This is a genomic window from Salimicrobium flavidum, assembly GCF_900156645.1.
GTDB classification, from domain to species: domain Bacteria; phylum Bacillota; class Bacilli; order Bacillales; family Halobacillaceae; genus Salimicrobium; species Salimicrobium flavidum.
The window spans coordinates 11961-30012 of sequence record NZ_FTOC01000006.1 but is presented as its reverse complement, the minus strand read 5'-3'; the positions used below and the strand labels follow the sequence as shown (position 1 = coordinate 30012).

The window sequence follows — 18052 nt, the reverse complement described above, 5'->3', positions numbered from 1 at the left end:
GTGAGAAGAGAGGAGCGGAGCAGAGATGATTTACATGATCGATCACTATGACTCTTTCACATATAATCTTGTTCAATATATAGGGGAGATGGGTGAAGATATAACTGTGCGTCGGCATGATGACGTGACCGTGGATGAAGTGAAAAGGTTGAGTCCAGACCTCATTGTCCTGTCCCCGGGGCCGCAATCCCCGGAGAAAATGGAACGCACCGAGGAAATCATAAACACCTTTTACAAAGAAATTCCGATTTTCGGAGTGTGTCTCGGACACCAGGCTTTAGCCTATCATTTCGGAGGAGACATCATCCGCGCTGATGAACTGATGCATGGGAAATCTTCGGAGATTGACCATGATGGCTCCACTGTTTTTAAAAATTTACCGAAGCCGCTTACTGCAATGAGATATCATTCCCTTATTGTCGACGTAAATACGCTTCCTGGCTGTTTCGATATTACGGCAACGACTTCCGAAGGGGTGATCATGGGAATCAGGCATAAAGAGTACCCGTTAGAAGGTGTCCAGTTCCATCCGGAATCGATTGGAACAGGGGAAGGGAAACAGCTGATCAAAAACATGCTTACCGCCTATATAGCGATAGAAGCCTGAGAAGTGTCAGGTCCTTATATTAATCTTGGTAATTTAAGAGCCTGGGACAAAAACTGCTTTTACGTTTAAAAATCCGAACAATGTTGTTCGGATTTTTGTATACCTTCGTTTATGGAATGATTCATAAGAAAAACACGTCGCTTTCCATGGGTACGACTTCAGCTGAATGGATCAAGCGAATAGCTTGATCCATTGGATCTTCAGCTCGTGCTGTTCCCCTAGGAGTCTCCGTGTTTTTTTGAATATTCGTTTTTAGCATTTCTACCATACATTCTGTCCCAGGTTCTTTTTACATTCAAGCCATCGAATGATAATCAAACTATTCATTTTTCCCAAGGTTCTTCTTGTCTTTAGAATAGGTTAAATCGGCTACGAGAGAGGCAAGCTCTTCATTCCCGAAAGCGGATAAAGCATCAAGCAATAATTCAGGTTGTATCTCCTCTGATTCTTTTGCAGGGACGGTCTCTTCCAGAACTTCTTTCAAAAGAGGGCTGATTTCCTGGTTCGGGTAAGCCTGATGATAAACTTGTGTGGGATCCAGTCCATTATCCACACACCACTGTGCAAATAAAAGAATCATCATCTTTTCTTCTTCCTGGTATTTATGGATGATCCATTCGTCTTTTTCGTTCATAAAAAAACCTCCTAAAGTTATTATAGGAGATGACTTGCATTTAGTATAGGGAGAGTGGGGAATGTGCAGCTGGGTGGCTGTTAATTCAGGGGACTAGCTGTTATTTCTGTAATTGAACCCCCCAAGTGTTTGCGGTTCAGGAACTTCCTGATCTCTTCGGGAGAAAGTCCCATCTTCCTGGCTTCTGCCATTAACTCTACCCATTCAGGATCCAATGTCTTATGCAAAGATATCACACCCCACTCTATAGGATACTGTCATTATAACGCGTTTACTATAAAATAGAAACACAATTTTTTGCATTTATCAGAAAATTTCACTGGTATTTTTGAATTTTTGACGTAAACAGATCATTTCTTTATAATTATCTTGAAGTCAAGATTGTAGTTTGAAAAAATGCTTCAGGTGGAAATCGAAAAACGAGGAGGATAACGATGAAACATATTTTTGAACAGGGAAACACTACAGATAAGCCTGTATTTCTGTTATTGCACGGTACAGGAGGAACAGAACAGGATCTTCTTCCGCTCGCAGGAATGATAGACGAGCAGGCTCCCTTATTGTCAGTACGTGGGAACGTAAGTGAGAATGGGATGCCCCGTTACTTCCGTCGTTTGGGAGAAGGGGTGTTTGATGAAGAGGACCTGATTTTCCGAACGAAAGAATTGCACGATTTTCTGGATGAGGCGAGTGAAGAGCATTCATTTGAGCGTGATAATATGCTGGCTGTCGGGTATTCCAATGGTGCTAATATTGCAGGGAGCCTCCTGTTCCATTACGGGAAGACTTTGAAAGGGGCGATCCTTCTTCATCCGATGGTTCCAAGGAGAAATATCAGCCTGCCGGATCTCTCGGGAATGCCGGTGTTCATTGGTGCTGGTACAAACGATCCTATCTGCCCTGCTTCAGAAACCGAAGACTTGGCCGAACTGCTTAAAGGAGCAGGGGCTGAAGTGGAAATTTTCTGGGCAGACCAGGGACATCAACTATCCAGAGATGAAATTACACATGCTCGGCAATGGTACGAAAACCGATTCTCTTAATCAAAAGCTCTGGTAAGAGGTAAGGTTGCTAATGATTGAAGTTTGAGAAGGGAAAGGCTGCAACACCGGTACCCAAGCCCCCAAGTGAAACTTAGAGGATAAAGTCTCGGCTGTCTGAAGCGTTCAGGAAACGGACGGCAGGTTTTAACAGGAAAGTCCGTGCTGATTTATTCGCATTATCACAGATGAAATTTATTTTTTCATGGTAGTGACACAAATGAAGGAAGGGACTAATATACATGGAAATAAAACAGGATGATAAACGTTTTTTCATAGGAAAAGGAGAAAATCCGGAAGCTTATATTCATTTTGAGAATTTCGGACAAGATAAACTCATCATCGATCATACGTATGTAGGTGAATCTTTGAGGGGCCAAGGCATAGGTGAGCAGCTCGTGGATGCAGTAGTGGAGCATGCAAGGGAAGAGAACAGAAAAATCGTTGCCCATTGTCCTTATGCACGTGATGTTTTAACGGACAACGAAGATTACGAAGATGTATTCATTGGTCTGCGCTCTTCGGAATGACCAACGGAAAATGGAATGAGAAAGAGATCGAGTCTTTTAAAAAAACTGATTTTCCGCGCTTAAACACAAAAAATCTTTAAGTGCTCCGAATTGAATGAGAACAGGAAAACACCTCCGAGCGTCGTGTGTATAATCATCGACATTCGGGGGTGTTTTTTATTTTTCGCCAGCTGGAGCTGAAGTTTCCCGACTGACTTTATCACCGGAGAGAGAAGGAAGGAACGGCAAGGTTTTGAAATTTCTTTTGGAAAGCTGTTGACATGTATGAACCAGAATGTATAATTATGAATAAATAATAATAAAAATACATTCTGAGAAGAAGGATAGTATTTCAGTGGATGACTACAGCGAGCCGGAGGATGGTGGAAGCCCGGCGTACAAAACTGAAAGAAGCGCCCTTTGGAGAAACTCCGGTGAATCAAGTAATCGGAGGCGGGGAGACACCCGTTATCCTGGTTAATGAGCAGGTCTTTTCTGGTTGATGAATATATTCATCGATTTGTATAAGGCAACGAGAGTGGTACCGCGGACTGATATCCGTCTCTTTTTAAGAAAGAGGCGGATTTTCTGTGGTGAAAATGGAACACGAATTATTATGAAAAATTCTGAGGAGGACGAAAATCATGACAAAACCTAAAGTAGTACTTGCATATTCAGGCGGATTAGATACATCGATTTCAATAAAATGGATCCAGGAGAAATACGGATACGACGTTATCGCACTCGGAATAGATGTCGGAGAAGGAAAGGATCTGGAAACGATCAGACAGAAAGCTCTTGATGTAGGTGCAGTCAAAGCGATTATGATTGAAGGGAAAGAACTTCTCGCCGATGAGTATCTTCTTCCGGCTCTTAAAGCTAATACGTTATATGAAGGGAAATATCCTCTTTCCTCAGCTTTATCCCGGCCTTTGATTTCCAAGTTGCTCGTAGAAGTAGCGGAGCAGGAAGGTGCAGTGGCCGTCGCTCATGGATGTACCGGAAAAGGGAATGACCAGGTAAGGTTCGAACTTTCCATACAGGCTCTCGATCCTGAACTTGAAGTCATTGCTCCGGTAAGAGAATGGGGAATGACAAGAGATGAACAGATCGCTTATGCAGATGAAAAAGGTATTCCGATTCCTGTCAATCTAGAAAACCCATTCTCCATCGATGCGAATATATGGGGAAGAGCATGTGAAGCAGGGGTGCTCGAAGACCCTTGGCAGGAGGCACCCGAAGCTGCCTATGACTGGACGAATCCGGTAGAAGAAACACCGGATACACCTGAAACGATTGAAATCGGATTTGATGAAGGGAAGCCTGTGAGCCTGAACGGACAGGAAATCGGTCTTGTCGATCTCATTGAAAAATTGAATGATCTCGGCGGTGAACACGGAGTCGGAAGAATCGACCATACAGAAAACAGACTCGTAGGTATCAAATCGAGAGAAGTTTATGAGAACCCTGCAGCTATGATCCTGATCAATGCTCACAAAGAACTCGAGTTTCTTACATTGACGAGAGAAGTCGCTCATTATAAGCCACAGGTAGAACAACAGCTTTCACAAGTCGTTTATGACGGTCTTTGGTATTCTCCGCTCAGAACAGCTCTCCAGGCATTTATCGAGGATACGCAGAAGTTCGTTACAGGTACAGTGAAAATCAAACTGTTCAAAGGACACCATCAGGTGATCGGGAAACATTCTCCGGTAAGTCTTTATAACGAAGAGCTTTCCACTTATTCAAAAGACGACGCGTTCGATCACAACGCTGCGGTCGGATTTATCAAGCTATGGGGGCTTCCGACGAAAGTTCACGCGGATGTGCATAATAAGAAAAAGCATCTGGTGACTACGAATGAGTAAGCTGTGGGGAGGAAGATTCACAAAACAGACAGATGAACTGGTCGAGGCGTATACAGCCTCGATCAGTTTTGATCAGAAGCTGGCTGTTTTTGATATAGAAGGCAGCAAGGCTCACGTGAAAATGCTCGGTAACCAGGGAATCATCGCTGAAGAAGAAGCGGAAGAGATCAGACAGGGTCTTGATAAGATTCTGGAGAAAATCGAAAAAAACGAGGTCGAGTTTTCGGTTGGTGATGAAGATATCCACATGAATATCGAGCATTTGCTGATTGATGAAATAGGACCTGTCGGTGGAAAACTGCATACTGGACGTAGTCGTAACGATCAGGTAGCCACGGATATGCACTTGTACCTCAGAGAAAAGACGAAGGGACTGATCGATCTTTTAGAAGCTGTGCAGCACTCCATCGTGACTCAGGCTGAAACTAACATCGAAACGATGATTCCGGGTTATACGCATCTCCAGCGGGCGCAGCCGGTCTCTTTCGCCCATCATATGCTTGCGTATTTCTGGATGTTCGAACGGGACAAAGAACGGCTCCAGGACAGTTTGAAACGAGTGAACTGGTCCCCGCTTGGAGCAGCCGCTTTGGCTGGCACACCTTATCCTATCGACCGTCAAGAAACAGCGGAGGCTCTCGGTTTTGACAAAGTTTATCCGAATTCACTTGATGCGGTTAGTGATCGTGATTTTATCCTGGAGTTTTTATCGGATGCTTCTATTCTGATCATGCATATTTCCCGCCTCTCAGAGGAACTGGTGATGTGGAGCAGTGAAGAGTTCCGTTTCATCGAACTCGATGACGCTTTCTGCACAGGATCCAGCATTATGCCTCAAAAGAAAAATCCCGACGTCCCTGAGTTGTTGCGGGGGAAAACAGGCAGAATCTACGGAGATCTGATGGGACTGCTGACGTTACTGAAAGGTTTGCCGCTCGCTTACAATAAGGATATGCAGGAAGACAAAGAAGGTATGTTCGATACAGTCGAAACACTCGAAGGTGCTCTTTCCCTTCTTTCCCCTATGCTGAAGACGATGGATGTGAAACTCGAACGGACGAACAGTTCTGTGAACAGTGATTATTCCAATGCTACAGACATGGCCGATTATCTTGCGGTAAAGGGTATGCCTTTCCGGGAGGCTCATGAAGTCATCGGTAAAGTCGTGTTATACGCTATTCAGGAAGAGAAGTATCTGCTTGATTTAAGTCTGGAAGAATTCAAAGGTTTTTCTGAATTGATTGAAGAAGACATTTTTGAAAAGCTTTCTCCGGAACAAGTGGTAGCCGCCAGAAAAAGTGAAGGTGGCACCGGCTTCGCTCAGGTGAGAGATCAGCTTCATCTTGCAAAGAAACACTTGTCCTAGTAGGGGCAGGTGTTTTTAACGTAAGGAGATGGGGAAGTAAACCTACATGAAGTATAAATGAGAGGATGATAATGATGGAACAGTTGATTGCCTATTTTAATAGCGAAAATGATGCTCATAGTGCCATGACTTCCCTCCAGAAACTCAAAGTGGAAAACGAAAGGGTAGAAGAGATTCCTCAGGACTCCAAATTAGCCCGGGTCATCCCGTTCTCCTCAGGAGGATTTCAGGCCAGTATGGCTGAGTACGGGGAGACATTCAATGAAGCATTGGGAGCTAAAGGAAAAGAAGTGACTCATCTATTGCAATTCGACGTGGACGAAGCGGAATATGATGAAGCTATTAAAGTGCTTGAAGAACATGGTGCCATGAAAAAAGAAGGGTAAGCTTTTTGATTCCCCCGAAGAAGAGGTTAGGCAAATTCCTCATCTTCGGGGGTTTTGTCATTTAGGCTCGATCCGGATGTTTTTCTACACCTAGAGACGAAAAAACGATGACAGATGCCTCATTCAAATAACAAAGTAGACTTATCGGAATATTATTGACATTAGCTTTCAGGATGCATATAATGTAAAACATACTAAATTGATATGTTTTATGCAGGAAGGAGGGGTCAGTGTGTTTTTGAGTTTTGAACAGGTGGAAAAACGTTTTGGTACTGCTCCGGAAAATGAATTCGAAGTCTTTTCCGATATTGATTTGGAAATTGGAGAAAATCAGTTCGTTTCCATTCTCGGACCTTCCGGCTGTGGGAAGTCGACGCTGCTTTCAATGGTCGCAGGCCTTGAAGACATTTCAGCCGGATCGATCAAACTCGAAGGTGAGGAAACAGATGAGCCTGGCACAGACCGTGGTATGGTTTTTCAACAGCCGTCCTTATTCCCATGGCTCACTGTCAGAGAGAATGTAATGTTCCCTCTCAAAAAGAAATTGTCCAAACGAGAAGCACAGGAGCGTGCAGATCACTTCCTGAAAATGGTTCATCTCAGTAAGTCGAAATCGAGCTATACATATGAACTTTCCGGAGGTATGCAGCAACGTGTCGCTATAGCGAGAGCGCTCGCGATGGATCCGAAAGTTCTTCTGATGGACGAGCCGTTCGGTGCACTTGATGAACAGACGAGGCATATCCTCCATCGAGAGCTATTGTCGATATGGGAAGATACGAAAAAGACGATTCTTTTCGTTACACACAGCATACAGGAGTCGATTAAACTGTCAGACCGTGTAATTGTTATGGGAACACGCCCGGGGAGAATCATTGCGGATTTCCCCGTAGATATACCGAGACCGAGAGAGCGCGACGATGAAAGAGTGATCAAGTTGGAGAAGCAGGTAATGGAGTTGCTGGAGAAAGAAATAAATAAAGTGCTGAAGGAAGAACTGGATAATGAGTCTGTCCCTACTAGCTAAGCGGGTCGGGTTCCTCGTTGTCGTCGTCGGTATCTGGTATGTCATCTTCGCATTGAACGTGTTCGAAGACATTATCTTTCCCTCTCCCTGGACAGTCGCAGCCTCTCTCTATGAAGGATTCGCAAGCGGTGATTTGATCACAGCGCTCGGAGCCAGTTTCCGGCATCTATTCTCAGGTCTTATTTTAGCTATTTTATTCGGGACGCTGCTCGGAGTCCTTCTCGGAAAATCAAGAGAAGCGGATGAAACAGCCGGGATGTATCTCGTCGCCCTGCAAAGTATCCCGAGTATCGTTTGGGTGCCGCTTGCGATTATGATCTTCGGTTTCTCAGAAGCGGCTGTAGTATTTGTGGTAGTTCTCGGAGGAACATTCGTAATGGCTCTGAACGTACGATCGGCTATACGGAGCGTCTCTCCACAATTGATCAAAGCAGCCAGAACGATGGGAGTCAGCGGCGTTTCTCAATTTTTCAGAGTTGAAATTCCGGCTAGTGTTCCCTACTTCATGTCAGGTCTTCGTCTGGCATGGGCATTCAGTTGGAGAGCCTTGATGGCCGGGGAATTATTGAGTAATGGCCCGGGACTCGGGTATTCCCTTCGCTATGCACAGGATTATGCAAGAATGGATCAGGTTATCGGTATCATTATCATTATCGGAGTCATCGGCGCTGTAGTGGATCAGGTGGTTTTCTCCAAATTAGAGAAAAACGTGATGAAACGTTGGGGCGTACTATAAAATAACTTAAGTGAAATTACAAAAGGAGTGTACAATTTGAAGAAATTTGTTTATTTGGCGGTTCTCGGTTCTCTACTTATGGTGCTGAGTGCTTGCGGAAGCAGTGAATCAGGAGCAAGTGGCAACGGGGAAGGTTCTTCCGAAGGTTCCTCTGACGAAATTACAATCGGGTATTTCCCGAACATCAACCACGTAGCTGGTATGGTGGCAGAAGAGCAGGAAATGTATTCAAAACAATTGCCGGATGGTACGACGGTCAACTATCAGTACTTCCCGGATGGCTCAGCTTTTATGACAGCGGTAGAGACCGGTGAGATTGAAGGGGGAATTGTAGGACCGGGGCCTGCGATGAACCACTATGTGAGTGGAGCTAAAATCAATATTGTAGCTGCCGGATCGAAAGGCGGAACTGTCATTATGGCAGGAAACGACTCGGGAATATCTTCTCCTAAGGACTTGAAAGGGAAAACGTTCATCTCCCCGCGTGTAGGTTGCACGCACGATGTTCAATTTGAAGCGATGATGAAAGATGAGTTCGGTATCACTTCCGATCGTGTACAGGGTGAGATGAAACACGTAACCGGCAAACCGGCCACTTACGCAAGTATGTTCAAGGCAGGCAAAGTCGATGCAGCAACTGTTCCTGAACCGTGGGCTTCCAAAATCGAAGCTGAAGGAAACGGAAAGGTGCTTGTCGATACACCGGAAGTAGCGTATGGAGAAACGCTTCCGGCGGCTGTGTTTGTGACCTCCAAAGATTTGAAGGAAGAGAATCCTGAAATGATCCAGAACCTTGTCGATGCCCATCAGCAAGCGACGGATTTCATCAACGAAAACCCTGAAGAAGCGAAAACGATCGCTCAGGATAAAATCAAGGAAATTACTGATCAGGAACTTTCAGCAGAAGTGATTGATAGTGCGTGGGAGAGAATCGACTTTTCTACTGATGTAGACGAAAGTGTACTGCAAGACTTCGCTAACTCCTCCTATGACCTTGAATTTCTGAAAGAAAAACCTGATTTGACGGGTCTTGTTGATAAAAGCTTTCTCGAAAAATGATAAATACTCAAGAAAAAAAGCGTGAAATCCTGCTGGTAATCAGCGGATTTCACGCTTTTTTGATATCCGGATTATTGTTTCAATAGGGAGTAGAGGGCTCCGTTCAAATCAGGATATCGAAACTTATACGTCTCTTCGGACATTTTTTTGGGATAAACGGCCTGACCCTCCAGGACGAGCGTACTCATTTCTCCGAGAAGAGTACGGATGACAGCGGAGGGAACATGGTACCAGTGCGGACGGTTCAGCACCGAGGCAAGCGTACGGCTGAATTCTTCGTTCCTTTTCGGAGTCGGAGCCGTTACGTTAACTGCATTCTCGATGGACTTATTGTGAATAGCTTCATCAATGATTCCTACAACGTCTTCGATATGCACCCAGGACATCCACTGTTCTCCGTCTCCAAGCCTGCCTCCGACGTAATATTTGTATGGAAGTTTCATCAGAGGGAGCACACCTTCTTCGCCCAGAATCAACCCGAAGCGTGTGAAAACGGTACGTACCCCTTTCAGCTTGGCCTGACTCGCTGTATCTTCCCATTCTTTTACGACGCTTGCCAGAAAATCATTTCCGGCTTCAGTCGTTTCTTCAGTGAAAGATTTATGATCGGAGGTACCGTAGAATCCTACAGCTGAACCGTTTACGAGCACTTCTGGAGGCTGCTCCATCTTTTCGATGATGGATAAAAGGCCATTCGTTGCATCAATACGACTTTGGCGTATGAGCTGTTTTCTTTCCGGTGTCCACCTGCCGCCTGCGAGAGAAGCGCCGGCCAGATTAATCATAGCATCAATTTCGGGGAGCTGTTTTTCCGGAGAGTATTCATCTTTGAGCCATCCTATATAAGTAATGTTCTGTTCATTCTGGTGATTTTCAGGGTGTCTCGTTAAAATGAATACGTGGTCTCCTTTTACTGTGAAATGCTGGGTCAAGTGTTTGCCTACAAAGCCGGTGCCCCCGGCAATTACTATGTTCATAAGTGAATCCTCCTTAGAGTGTTTATGATATTATAGTCTTTAGAGAGGAGGCGGAGAAAATGCCTGCCATCAGTAAAATTTCAGTGCAACAGAAGAATAAAGGACGTTTCAACATTTTTCTGAAGCGTGGTGATACAGAAGAATTCGGTTTCGGTGTAGGTGAAGATATCCTCATTCAATACAACCTGCACAAAGGGATGGAACTGAGCGAAGAAGACATCAAGCAAATGAAAAATAAAGATGAGTTACATAAGTCTTATACCCGAGCTATACACTATTTAAGCTACCGTATGCGTGCTGAAAAAGAAATGTATGATTATCTTTTGGACAATGACGTTACAGAAGAAGATGCGAAAGATATCATAAATCGCCTCTATAAAGAAAATCTCCTCGATGATGAAGCTTTCGCGAGAAGCTATGTACAAAGTAAGATTGCCACTTCGAGTAAAGGGCCTCTCCTTTTGAAACAGGAACTGATCCAGAAAGGGGTGCCTGAGGACTATATTCTGAGCGCTCTCGAGTCTTATACGTTCGACGAGCAGTACAGAAAAGCTCTGAAATTCGGGTTAAAAAAAGTGAACGATTCATCAAAGAAATCATTCCAGCAGAAGTTGCAGACTGCAAAACAGACCATGATGCAAAAGGGGTATACGCAGGATGTCATCAAGGAAGTCTCCTTGCAGCTTGCTGAAGAAAAGGAGGATTCCGCAGAATGGGATTCCCTCGTGCTGCAGGGAGAGAAGGCTCTCCGAAAATACGAAAAAAAAGCGGAAGGGTATGAGCGGAAACAGAAAGTGATGGCTGCTTTGTATCGCAAGGGTTTCTCGAGCGATCTGATTCAACGTTTTCTTGAAGAAAAAGGGTATTGAATTTCGCGAGGCACATTTAAAGAACTATAGCAAAATGAAAGCCAGGGAGGAATGAAATATGAAGAAATGGGTGGTGGTCTTCAGTGTGTGGATTATCTTGAGCGGCTTTGAACCGTCATTTATGGAAGAATGGGATTATTCCTGTGAGTCCGGTACGAGTGGAGAGGTTTTCACAACGGAAGATAATCACATAGTGGTATGTGGCACTTATGGGGTTCCTGAAGAGGTTGTGGCCCTTACGAAGAAAGGAGAGGTCGAATGGACGCATGACGTGAAAGGGGTGGTGCAGCCGGTCTTTGAAGAGGAAGCAGAACGTTTGTGGATGGTTTCCGAAGCAAGAGAAGACGGGTTTGATTACATACTTGATGTAGGTACGGGAGAAAGATCCGCTCCTCTTACTTTTGATTTTCCAGATGACATAGCTATCAGTGAAAGGACTTTTATGAAGGCTGCAAACGGGCATCTCCATGTCTTCGGAGGAGCAGAGTGGCACGCAGTTGAACAAAATGGAGAAAAGGCGTTCACTTTCACCGGAAACGATCAGTTGATCCCGGAGCTTTCCTGGAACGATGGTTCGTATTTCGTAGCGGACGATGTGTCTTTCAGCGATGATCCATATGTGTATAAAGTGGATGAAAACGGAGAACCGATCTGGAGAAAGTCTGCAGCTCTTGAAGAACTCCCTCTCTTCTCGGAGGATTTTGTCTGGTTCACTGAACCGTACAAAGGTATCTTCCACGCTCTGAAGCAGGAAAATGGCAGAACGGTTTCCGAGCAGGAAGGTGATTTTTATCATCGTCTCCTTATGACAGACCCGCTTCTTATGGAAGAATACCTGTTTTCAAAAAGTAATCTGTATCAGCTCTCCTCCCGGGGAGACGTTGAATGGAAAACGGAACTGGAACCTTACCGCCTTGAAGAATACATTACGGAGAACGAGATGACCGGAGATCAATGGCTTCTGCAGGGAAGAAATGCCAGCTCCTCGGACTCCTACAGACTGTTCAGTCAGAATGTGTATTTTTTCAATGAGCAGAACAAAGAAATAGCTTCCCTTACAAAACTGTATGAGGACGGTTCTTTTGCATGGTCGAATCGTGAGCTTCCGACGATTCATCATACAGCCATTGTAGAAGGAAGTATTATCGCTGCAGGAGAAGGATACGTGGCTGTGCTCAATCAGGGAGGAAAAATCACGGACAGGTATGAAGTTGATGAAGAGGTGACTCAACTGGTGGAGGAAGATGATGGCGTGCTTACAGTTACTTCCGAAGGAGTAGCAAGACTCACTATTCCAGAGAATGGTGCCGCAAAGATTGATGATTTCTTGCCGACATCTGCAACGCAGGAAAAGGAAAGTGCGTCGGTCACCGGTTCTAAGGTGTGGCACGTAGAGTTCAATACAGAGATATCTGAAGATGGGGCATCGAAAAATATTGCTGTTGTGAACGAATCCGGTGCAGTAGTCGAGGTGTACAAGAAATTGTCCGAAGATGGGGAGAAAATCAGAATAGATCCTCCGGCTGGTGGTTATGAAGAAGGGGTCTATGCTATTACAGTGCATGATCGAATTTCATCTCCCTACGGAAAATTGCTGAAAGAAGAAACGTATCAGAAGTTTAAAGTGAGATGATTAGCGTGTAGTTTCTGTTACGCCAGAACTTCTAAGCGGGGTGATTCCGCTTTTCTTGTCTAGCTCCATCACCCAGAAACCGGAGCCATAAGTAGCCATGTCTTTTTGGGGAATACACCCAAAAGAGAACACGTCTACTTATGACTTAGGTTTCTAAGCGGGGTGATTCCGCTTTTCTTGTCTAGCTACAACTACCAGAAGCTCATGTCATAAGCAGCCAGGATCAAAAAAAAGAAAGAACACTTTTTTGACCGGTCTGCTTATGACAGGGCTTCTAAACGGAAGTTTTCGCTTTTCTTTTTCCCTTGTAATGTTGGTGGTTACCCGTTAGGATTATAAATACATGTGCTTATGGAAACGGTTTTTTTAGAAAAATGGGGGGTTTATATGGAACGTCCGGTTACTGTGCAGAAAACGTTGAATAATAATGTGATCATCGCTGAACATCCATCCTTCAAGGAAGTTGTCCTGATCGGGAAGGGTATCGGTTTCAACCGGAAACCTGGAGATGAAATAGAAACCGAACTAGCCGAAAAGACGTTTCTTCTCAGTGATCCTGAGCAAAAGCAGCAATATGTCAACCTTCTCCCTCATGTAAGCGAGGAACTCATCCCGTTGATGAGCGATGTGCTAAGACACGTGGAGAAAAGGATGGAAGAGCCTCTTCATGAGCATATTCATGTTGCCCTCACGGATCACCTGGCGTTCGCTTTCCACAGAACCAGAAATAATCTGGAATTCAGTAACCCTTTTCTTTCAGAGATAGAAACGCTTTACCCTAAAGAATATAATATAGCTCTTGAAGTGGTGACAATCATCTATGACCAGACCGGCGTCCATTTTCCGATGGGAGAAGTCGGGTTCATCGCTCTTCACATTCACAGCGCTGTCACGGATAAATCATTGAGGGAAATCAATAGACATAATCAGTTGATCACTCAGCTGGTGGAACTTATAGAAGATCAGCTGGAGCTTACGGTAAATAGAAATAGCATTGATTACCACAGGCTGGTCCAACATCTTCACCGTGCGATTCATCGTATTTACACGGGAGAATCAGTGGGAGACCAAACGAATTTGGATAGCATGTTGAAAACAGAATATCCTGTGTGTTATAATTTGTCTTGGAAATTGATAAAAGTGATGCAACGACAGTTGAATAGAACCGTCGATGAATCAGAAGCTGTTTATTTAACGATTCATCTTCAACGATTAACTCAAAAATAAATGTACGTGTTACTGACGCGATTAGGCATGAGTACGAAATATGAGTGGTTAATGGGATATGTATATCCTTTTTGACTACTGATGTTCGTACTCATGCCTTTTTTTATTTGGTTTTATGAAAACGGTTCATTTTTCTGAAAATTCATCTGGGTTGCAAATAAAAAGGAGGACTATTTATGTTTAAGAATGCATTCGGTACACTGCAAAAAGTCGGTAAGTCCCTCATGCTACCGGTAGCATTGCTTCCGGCAGCGGGTATTCTGCTTGCCTTTGGTACCAGTTTTGCTCAGGAATCATTCACAGATCTTGTTCCATTTTTTGAACATCCGTGGATGGTACTGCTTCTTTCGTTGATGGAAGCAGCAGGTGGCGTCGTATTTGATAACTTGCCACTATTATTCGCAGTCGGGGTAGCCATTGGGCTTGCCGGAGGCGATGGTGTTGCAGGACTTGCCGGAATCATAGGTTATTTGATTATGAACGTGACGATGGGAGTTCTTGGTGATGTGACGCCGGAGATGGCAGCTGACAGTCCGGAATTCGCGAACGTCCTTGGTATTCCGACTCTTCAGACTGGTGTTTTCGGTGGTATCATTGTCGGTATATGGGCATCGTTCCTGTATAAAAAGTATTACAACATAGAACTTCCGCAGTTCCTCGGATTCTTTGCCGGTAAGCGCTTTGTACCGATCATCACAGCGTTTACATCTCTCGGACTGGGAATTATCATGTTCTTCATCTGGCCGTATGCGCAGTCCGGGTTGAACGCATTTTCTCAGTTCATGCTCGAATCGAACCAGACGCTTGCCGCTTTCATATTCGGTGTCGTGGAACGTTCCCTCATTCCATTCGGTCTGCACCATATTTTCTATTCTCCGTTCTGGTTCGAATTCGGTTCCTACACGAACGCTGCCGGAGAAATTGTACGCGGGGACCAGACGATTTTCTTCGCACAGCTACGTGACGGTGTAGAATTTACAGCAGGTACGTTCATGGTCGGTAAGTTCCCGTTCATGATGTTCGGTCTTCCGGCTGCGGCGCTTGCGATTTATCACACAGCAAGTCCGGAACGTAAGAAAGTGGTAGGAGGGATCATGTTCTCAGCAGCTCTTACTTCCTTCCTTACAGGTATTACAGAACCGATCGAATTCTCATTTCTATTCGTCGCCCCGCTGTTGTTCGCGATCCACGCGGTGTTTGCCGGTTTCTCCTTTATGATCATGGAGATTCTCGGAGTGAAAATAGGACAGACGTTTTCCGGAGGTCTGATCGATTTCATTCTCTTCGGTGTCATTCCGAACCGTACTGACTGGTGGTGGGTGATCATCGTAGGTCTCGTCTTCGCTGTCATTTACTACTTCGGGTTCCGTTGGGCGATTCTCAAGTTCAACCTTGCTACTCCTGGACGTGAAAAAGAAGGAGAAGATGAAGGGGAAGAAGTAGGAGAAATCGATGACAAACCGTATGAAATTCTCAAGGCGATGGGCGGTCAGGAAAACATCGACAACCTGGATGCCTGCATTACGAGACTTCGTGTCTCCGTGCATGATAAGGGGAATGTCAATAAGGACCGTCTTAAGAAACTCGGCGCTTCCGGTGTAATGGAAGTAGGGAATAATATCCAGGCGATTTATGGACCTGTTTCCGATTCGCTGCGTGGCCAGATGCAGGACATTATAGATGGAAAAGCCCCGCGTAAGCAGGAAGCACCTAAAGCCGATGCAGCAACGGATACGGAGCTTCATATTGCTGAAGACATTGACTTTGTCAGTCCGCTTAACGGGAAGTTGTTGCCACTTACGGATGTACCTGACCAGGTGTTCTCCGGCAAGATGATGGGAGACGGATTCGCTATCGATCCTGTAGATGGAGCGATTGTTTCTCCGATCAATGGTAAAGTGGTGAACGTGTTCCCGACGAAACATGCTATCGGCCTTGTCACTGATGACGGGGTAGAGGTACTGATCCATATCGGAATCGATACAGTGAAACTTAACGGAGAAGGCTTCACGGCTCATGTCGGTGAAGGAGATAAAGTGAAACAGGGGCAGAAACTGATGGATGTAGACCTTGAATACGTGAAGGAACATGCACCATCGGTCATCACTCCGATTATCTTTACAAACCTTAATGAAAACCAGTATGTAGACTTGCAGGAAACTGGTGAAATAACCACTGAGCAGAAGAACATCATTAAAATAAAAGAATAGGGAGAGATCCATTATGGAACAGAAAAATATGAAAATCACAGCTTCCGAGGGCGTACACGCACGTCCTGCTACTTCTCTTGTACAGGTAGCGGGTCAGTATAAGTCCGATGTGACTTTGGAGTATAACGGGAAATCCGTCAACTTGAAATCCATTATGGGAGTCATGTCTCTCGGTATTCCGAGCGGAGCAGAAATTGCTTTTTCTGCTGAAGGCGAGGATGAGAAAGAAGCGGTGAAAGCGATCGCTGAAAAAGCAAAAGAAGAAGGTCTTGGCGAATAAATCGAATATACAAAAAGAGATAGAGGGCCTCCCTCTATCTCTTTTTTTGCTAGGCTCTGTTTAAGCCGGTTGTTGATTTTAGAACGAAGGGGGGAGACGCCTGCGGGACAAGCATGAACGGAAAATCACCGGAATCGAACGTAGGGAGATTCCGGAAGCCCGCGTCATGCCCGCGGCAAGCTTCCACCCGTAGGGATGAAAATCAACAATAAACGATAACAGAGCCTTTTGCTATATAGTCAACAAACGTTTCTTATATTTCTAAATGTGGGCGGCGGTCATCCTGCGAAAAGATGATTTCAGCCACCTCATCAGGAGTGCGCAGTTTATCCGGGTTGCTTACATGTTCGGAATTCTCCCAGAATGGCGTGTTCATTCCGCCCATATAGACAGCGGTGGCATCAATTCTTTTATCTTCCCATTCTTTATGGAGACTCTCGGTAAACCCACGGACAGCGAATTTACTGGCACAGTACACGCTTTCGTTCACTTTTCCTTTTAAACCAGCAGTAGAGATAATGTTGAGCACACGCCCGCCGGAAGCTTCCAGTTTCGGCTGAGCCGCTTGTGTAAGGAGAATCGTCCCTTTCACATTCGTATTCAGCATAGCATCGATGTCTTCTTCTTCATAAGTGGAGAGTTCTCCGAAGATACCGACCCCTGCGTTATTGATGATGAGGTCTACAGTGTCTACCTGCTTGAGCATTTCCTGGATCGAAGCGGCTTCTGTCACATCACAAACGACTGTATCCGTGACGCCTCCCTCGCTTTCGATTTCGTGCCGGGCACTTCTCAGTTTGTCTTCGTCGCGTCCGCTCAGATAAATGGTGTGACCGGCTCTTACATATCGTTTAGCGAGGGCTTTGCCGAGACCGCTTCCTGCTCCTGTAATGATGACATTTCCCATAATGACTTCCTTTCCCTGTGTATTCTAATTTCTATTGTGTCCCTTAAGTGTTAAAATGTAAATGGAAAATAAGTCGGGAGGAGAGATTCAAGGTGGAGCGTCGATACAGTGACTACACATACGAAGAGCTGCGTCAGGAAGTCGGCGAGCTTACGGATAAAGCCAGGAAAGCGGAACAGTTCGGGATGGTGAACGAATACGCCGTCTATGAACGTAAAATAACTATGGCCAAAGCGTATATGCTGAACCCGAAGGAATTCAAAAAAGGGGATACACATGAAATCGAGGGGGACCCTTCCCATACGTTTTATATCGTCTATATCAACGGTGTATTCGCGTGGGGCTATCGGAAAGACCAGCATGGAAGATTCGTCGAAAAAGAGGAAGGGGATCATATTACCGGGGAACCGGAAGAAGCGCTTCCTATTTCGATGCTCGGGCGCAGGGTGACGAGCGATGAGTGACCACAACCTCAAGCAGGACCAGCTGACGAGAGAACTCATGGAGAAAAACGGAGATTTATCAGAGCCGGAAGCGAGGAAGTGGATTGAGCTACTGTGGGAAGATTTCGAAGCCACCCGCGCGAAGGCCGGGAGAGAATATAAAGGAACAGAAGTGACCGAGCAGATTATCAGACAGTGGGTTACTCATTACGGTCCGCATCTGGATGACTTCGTTGCTACCAACCCTAAATTCAAAAAATACTTTGAAGAATAA

At 45.1% G+C, this 18052-nt stretch carries 20 protein-coding genes and 1 other annotated feature; of the genes, 16 read left to right on the top strand and 4 right to left on the bottom strand.

Features of this window, described 5'->3' with window-relative positions; genetic code table 11:
* Positions 1-25: 25 nt before the first annotated feature.
* Positions 26-607 (top strand): anthranilate synthase component II, encoded by a 582-nt coding sequence (locus BW944_RS09410; protein ID WP_076559052.1) that lies wholly within the window; start codon positions 26-28, stop codon positions 605-607.
* A gap of 319 nt (positions 608-926) precedes the next feature.
* Here BW944_RS09410 and BW944_RS09405 read toward each other — a convergent pair whose 3' ends face one another.
* Positions 927-1241 carry a hypothetical protein gene (locus tag BW944_RS09405; protein WP_076559049.1) on the bottom strand — a complete coding sequence of 105 codons (315 nt, stop codon included), beginning with the start codon at positions 1239-1241 and terminating at the stop codon, positions 927-929.
* An 80-nt stretch (positions 1242-1321) separates the two neighbouring features.
* On the bottom strand, positions 1322-1477 hold the full coding sequence (locus tag BW944_RS14785; protein ID WP_407690084.1) for an anti-repressor SinI family protein: 156 nt from the start codon (positions 1475-1477) through the stop codon (positions 1322-1324).
* A gap of 198 nt (positions 1478-1675) precedes the next feature.
* Between BW944_RS14785 and BW944_RS09395 the strand changes: the two genes are divergently transcribed.
* The 8 genes from BW944_RS09395 to BW944_RS09360 all read left to right on the top strand — a co-directional run bounded on the left by BW944_RS09395 (position 1676) and on the right by BW944_RS09360 (position 9232).
* The gene (locus tag BW944_RS09395) at positions 1676-2284 is read left to right on the top strand and encodes an alpha/beta hydrolase (RefSeq protein ID WP_076559047.1); all 609 of its coding nucleotides are present in this window, start codon (positions 1676-1678) and stop codon (positions 2282-2284) included.
* A 239-nt stretch (positions 2285-2523) separates the two neighbouring features.
* Positions 2524-2811, top strand: a complete 288-nt coding sequence (locus tag BW944_RS09390) for a GNAT family N-acetyltransferase (protein WP_076559044.1) — start codon at positions 2524-2526, stop codon at positions 2809-2811.
* A gap of 304 nt (positions 2812-3115) precedes the next feature.
* Positions 3116-3359: a binding site (T-box leader), on the top strand.
* Between the two features lie 75 nt (positions 3360-3434).
* On the top strand, positions 3435-4658 hold the full coding sequence (locus BW944_RS09385) for an argininosuccinate synthase (RefSeq protein WP_076559042.1): 1224 nt from the start codon (positions 3435-3437) through the stop codon (positions 4656-4658).
* A complete protein-coding gene (gene argH / locus BW944_RS09380; protein ID WP_076559041.1) occupies positions 4651-6024 on the top strand; it encodes an argininosuccinate lyase in 1374 nt (457 codons plus the stop codon). The genes BW944_RS09385 and argH overlap by 8 nt, the downstream gene beginning before the upstream one ends.
* Positions 6025-6098: 74 nt before the next feature.
* Positions 6099-6410, top strand: a complete 312-nt coding sequence (locus tag BW944_RS09375; protein ID WP_076559040.1) for a hypothetical protein — start codon at positions 6099-6101, stop codon at positions 6408-6410.
* A 232-nt stretch (positions 6411-6642) separates the two neighbouring features.
* On the top strand, positions 6643-7437 hold the full coding sequence (locus BW944_RS09370; protein ID WP_076559039.1) for an ABC transporter ATP-binding protein: 795 nt from the start codon (positions 6643-6645) through the stop codon (positions 7435-7437).
* A complete protein-coding gene (locus BW944_RS09365; RefSeq protein ID WP_076559038.1) occupies positions 7415-8173 on the top strand; it encodes an ABC transporter permease in 759 nt (252 codons plus the stop codon). The genes BW944_RS09370 and BW944_RS09365 overlap by 23 nt, the downstream gene beginning before the upstream one ends.
* A gap of 36 nt (positions 8174-8209) precedes the next feature.
* Positions 8210-9232 carry an aliphatic sulfonate ABC transporter substrate-binding protein gene (locus BW944_RS09360; protein ID WP_076559037.1) on the top strand — a complete coding sequence of 341 codons (1023 nt, stop codon included), beginning with the start codon at positions 8210-8212 and terminating at the stop codon, positions 9230-9232.
* 71 nt (positions 9233-9303) lie between these two features.
* Here the strand turns inward: BW944_RS09360 and BW944_RS09355 are convergent, their stop codons facing one another.
* Positions 9304-10209 (bottom strand): TIGR01777 family oxidoreductase, encoded by a 906-nt coding sequence (locus tag BW944_RS09355; RefSeq protein ID WP_076559036.1) that lies wholly within the window; start codon positions 10207-10209, stop codon positions 9304-9306.
* Positions 10210-10268: 59 nt separating this feature from the next.
* Between BW944_RS09355 and recX the strand changes: the two genes are divergently transcribed.
* The 5 genes from recX (at position 10269) to BW944_RS09330 (ending at position 16428) form a co-directional block, all read left to right on the top strand.
* Entirely contained in the window at positions 10269-11078 is an 810-nt protein-coding gene (recX, locus tag BW944_RS09350; RefSeq protein ID WP_076559035.1) for a recombination regulator RecX, read from the top strand.
* 58 nt (positions 11079-11136) lie between these two features.
* Complete coding sequence (locus BW944_RS09345; RefSeq protein WP_076559034.1) at positions 11137-12711, top strand: hypothetical protein; 1575 nt, start codon at positions 11137-11139, stop codon at positions 12709-12711.
* 387 nt (positions 12712-13098) lie between these two features.
* A complete protein-coding gene (gene glcT, locus BW944_RS09340; protein ID WP_076559307.1) occupies positions 13099-13938 on the top strand; it encodes a glucose PTS transporter transcription antiterminator GlcT in 840 nt (279 codons plus the stop codon).
* A 176-nt stretch (positions 13939-14114) separates the two neighbouring features.
* Positions 14115-16148: a glucose-specific PTS transporter subunit IIBC gene (gene ptsG / locus BW944_RS09335; protein ID WP_076559032.1), complete on the top strand. Its 2034-nt coding sequence runs from the start codon at positions 14115-14117 to the stop codon at positions 16146-16148.
* 13 nt (positions 16149-16161) lie between these two features.
* Positions 16162-16428, top strand: coding sequence for a phosphocarrier protein HPr (locus tag BW944_RS09330; RefSeq protein WP_076559030.1), 267 nt, complete (start codon positions 16162-16164; stop codon positions 16426-16428).
* 253 nt (positions 16429-16681) lie between these two features.
* Here the strand turns inward: BW944_RS09330 and BW944_RS09325 are convergent, their stop codons facing one another.
* Complete coding sequence (locus BW944_RS09325) at positions 16682-17335, bottom strand: SDR family NAD(P)-dependent oxidoreductase (protein WP_076559028.1); 654 nt, start codon at positions 17333-17335, stop codon at positions 16682-16684.
* A gap of 92 nt (positions 17336-17427) precedes the next feature.
* Between BW944_RS09325 and BW944_RS09320 the strand changes: the two genes are divergently transcribed.
* Both BW944_RS09320 and BW944_RS09315 read left to right on the top strand, forming a co-directional pair.
* Positions 17428-17799 (top strand): YfhH family protein, encoded by a 372-nt coding sequence (locus tag BW944_RS09320; RefSeq protein WP_076559026.1) that lies wholly within the window; start codon positions 17428-17430, stop codon positions 17797-17799.
* A complete protein-coding gene (locus tag BW944_RS09315; RefSeq protein ID WP_076559024.1) occupies positions 17792-18052 on the top strand; it encodes a YfhJ family protein in 261 nt (86 codons plus the stop codon). The genes BW944_RS09320 and BW944_RS09315 overlap by 8 nt, the downstream gene beginning before the upstream one ends.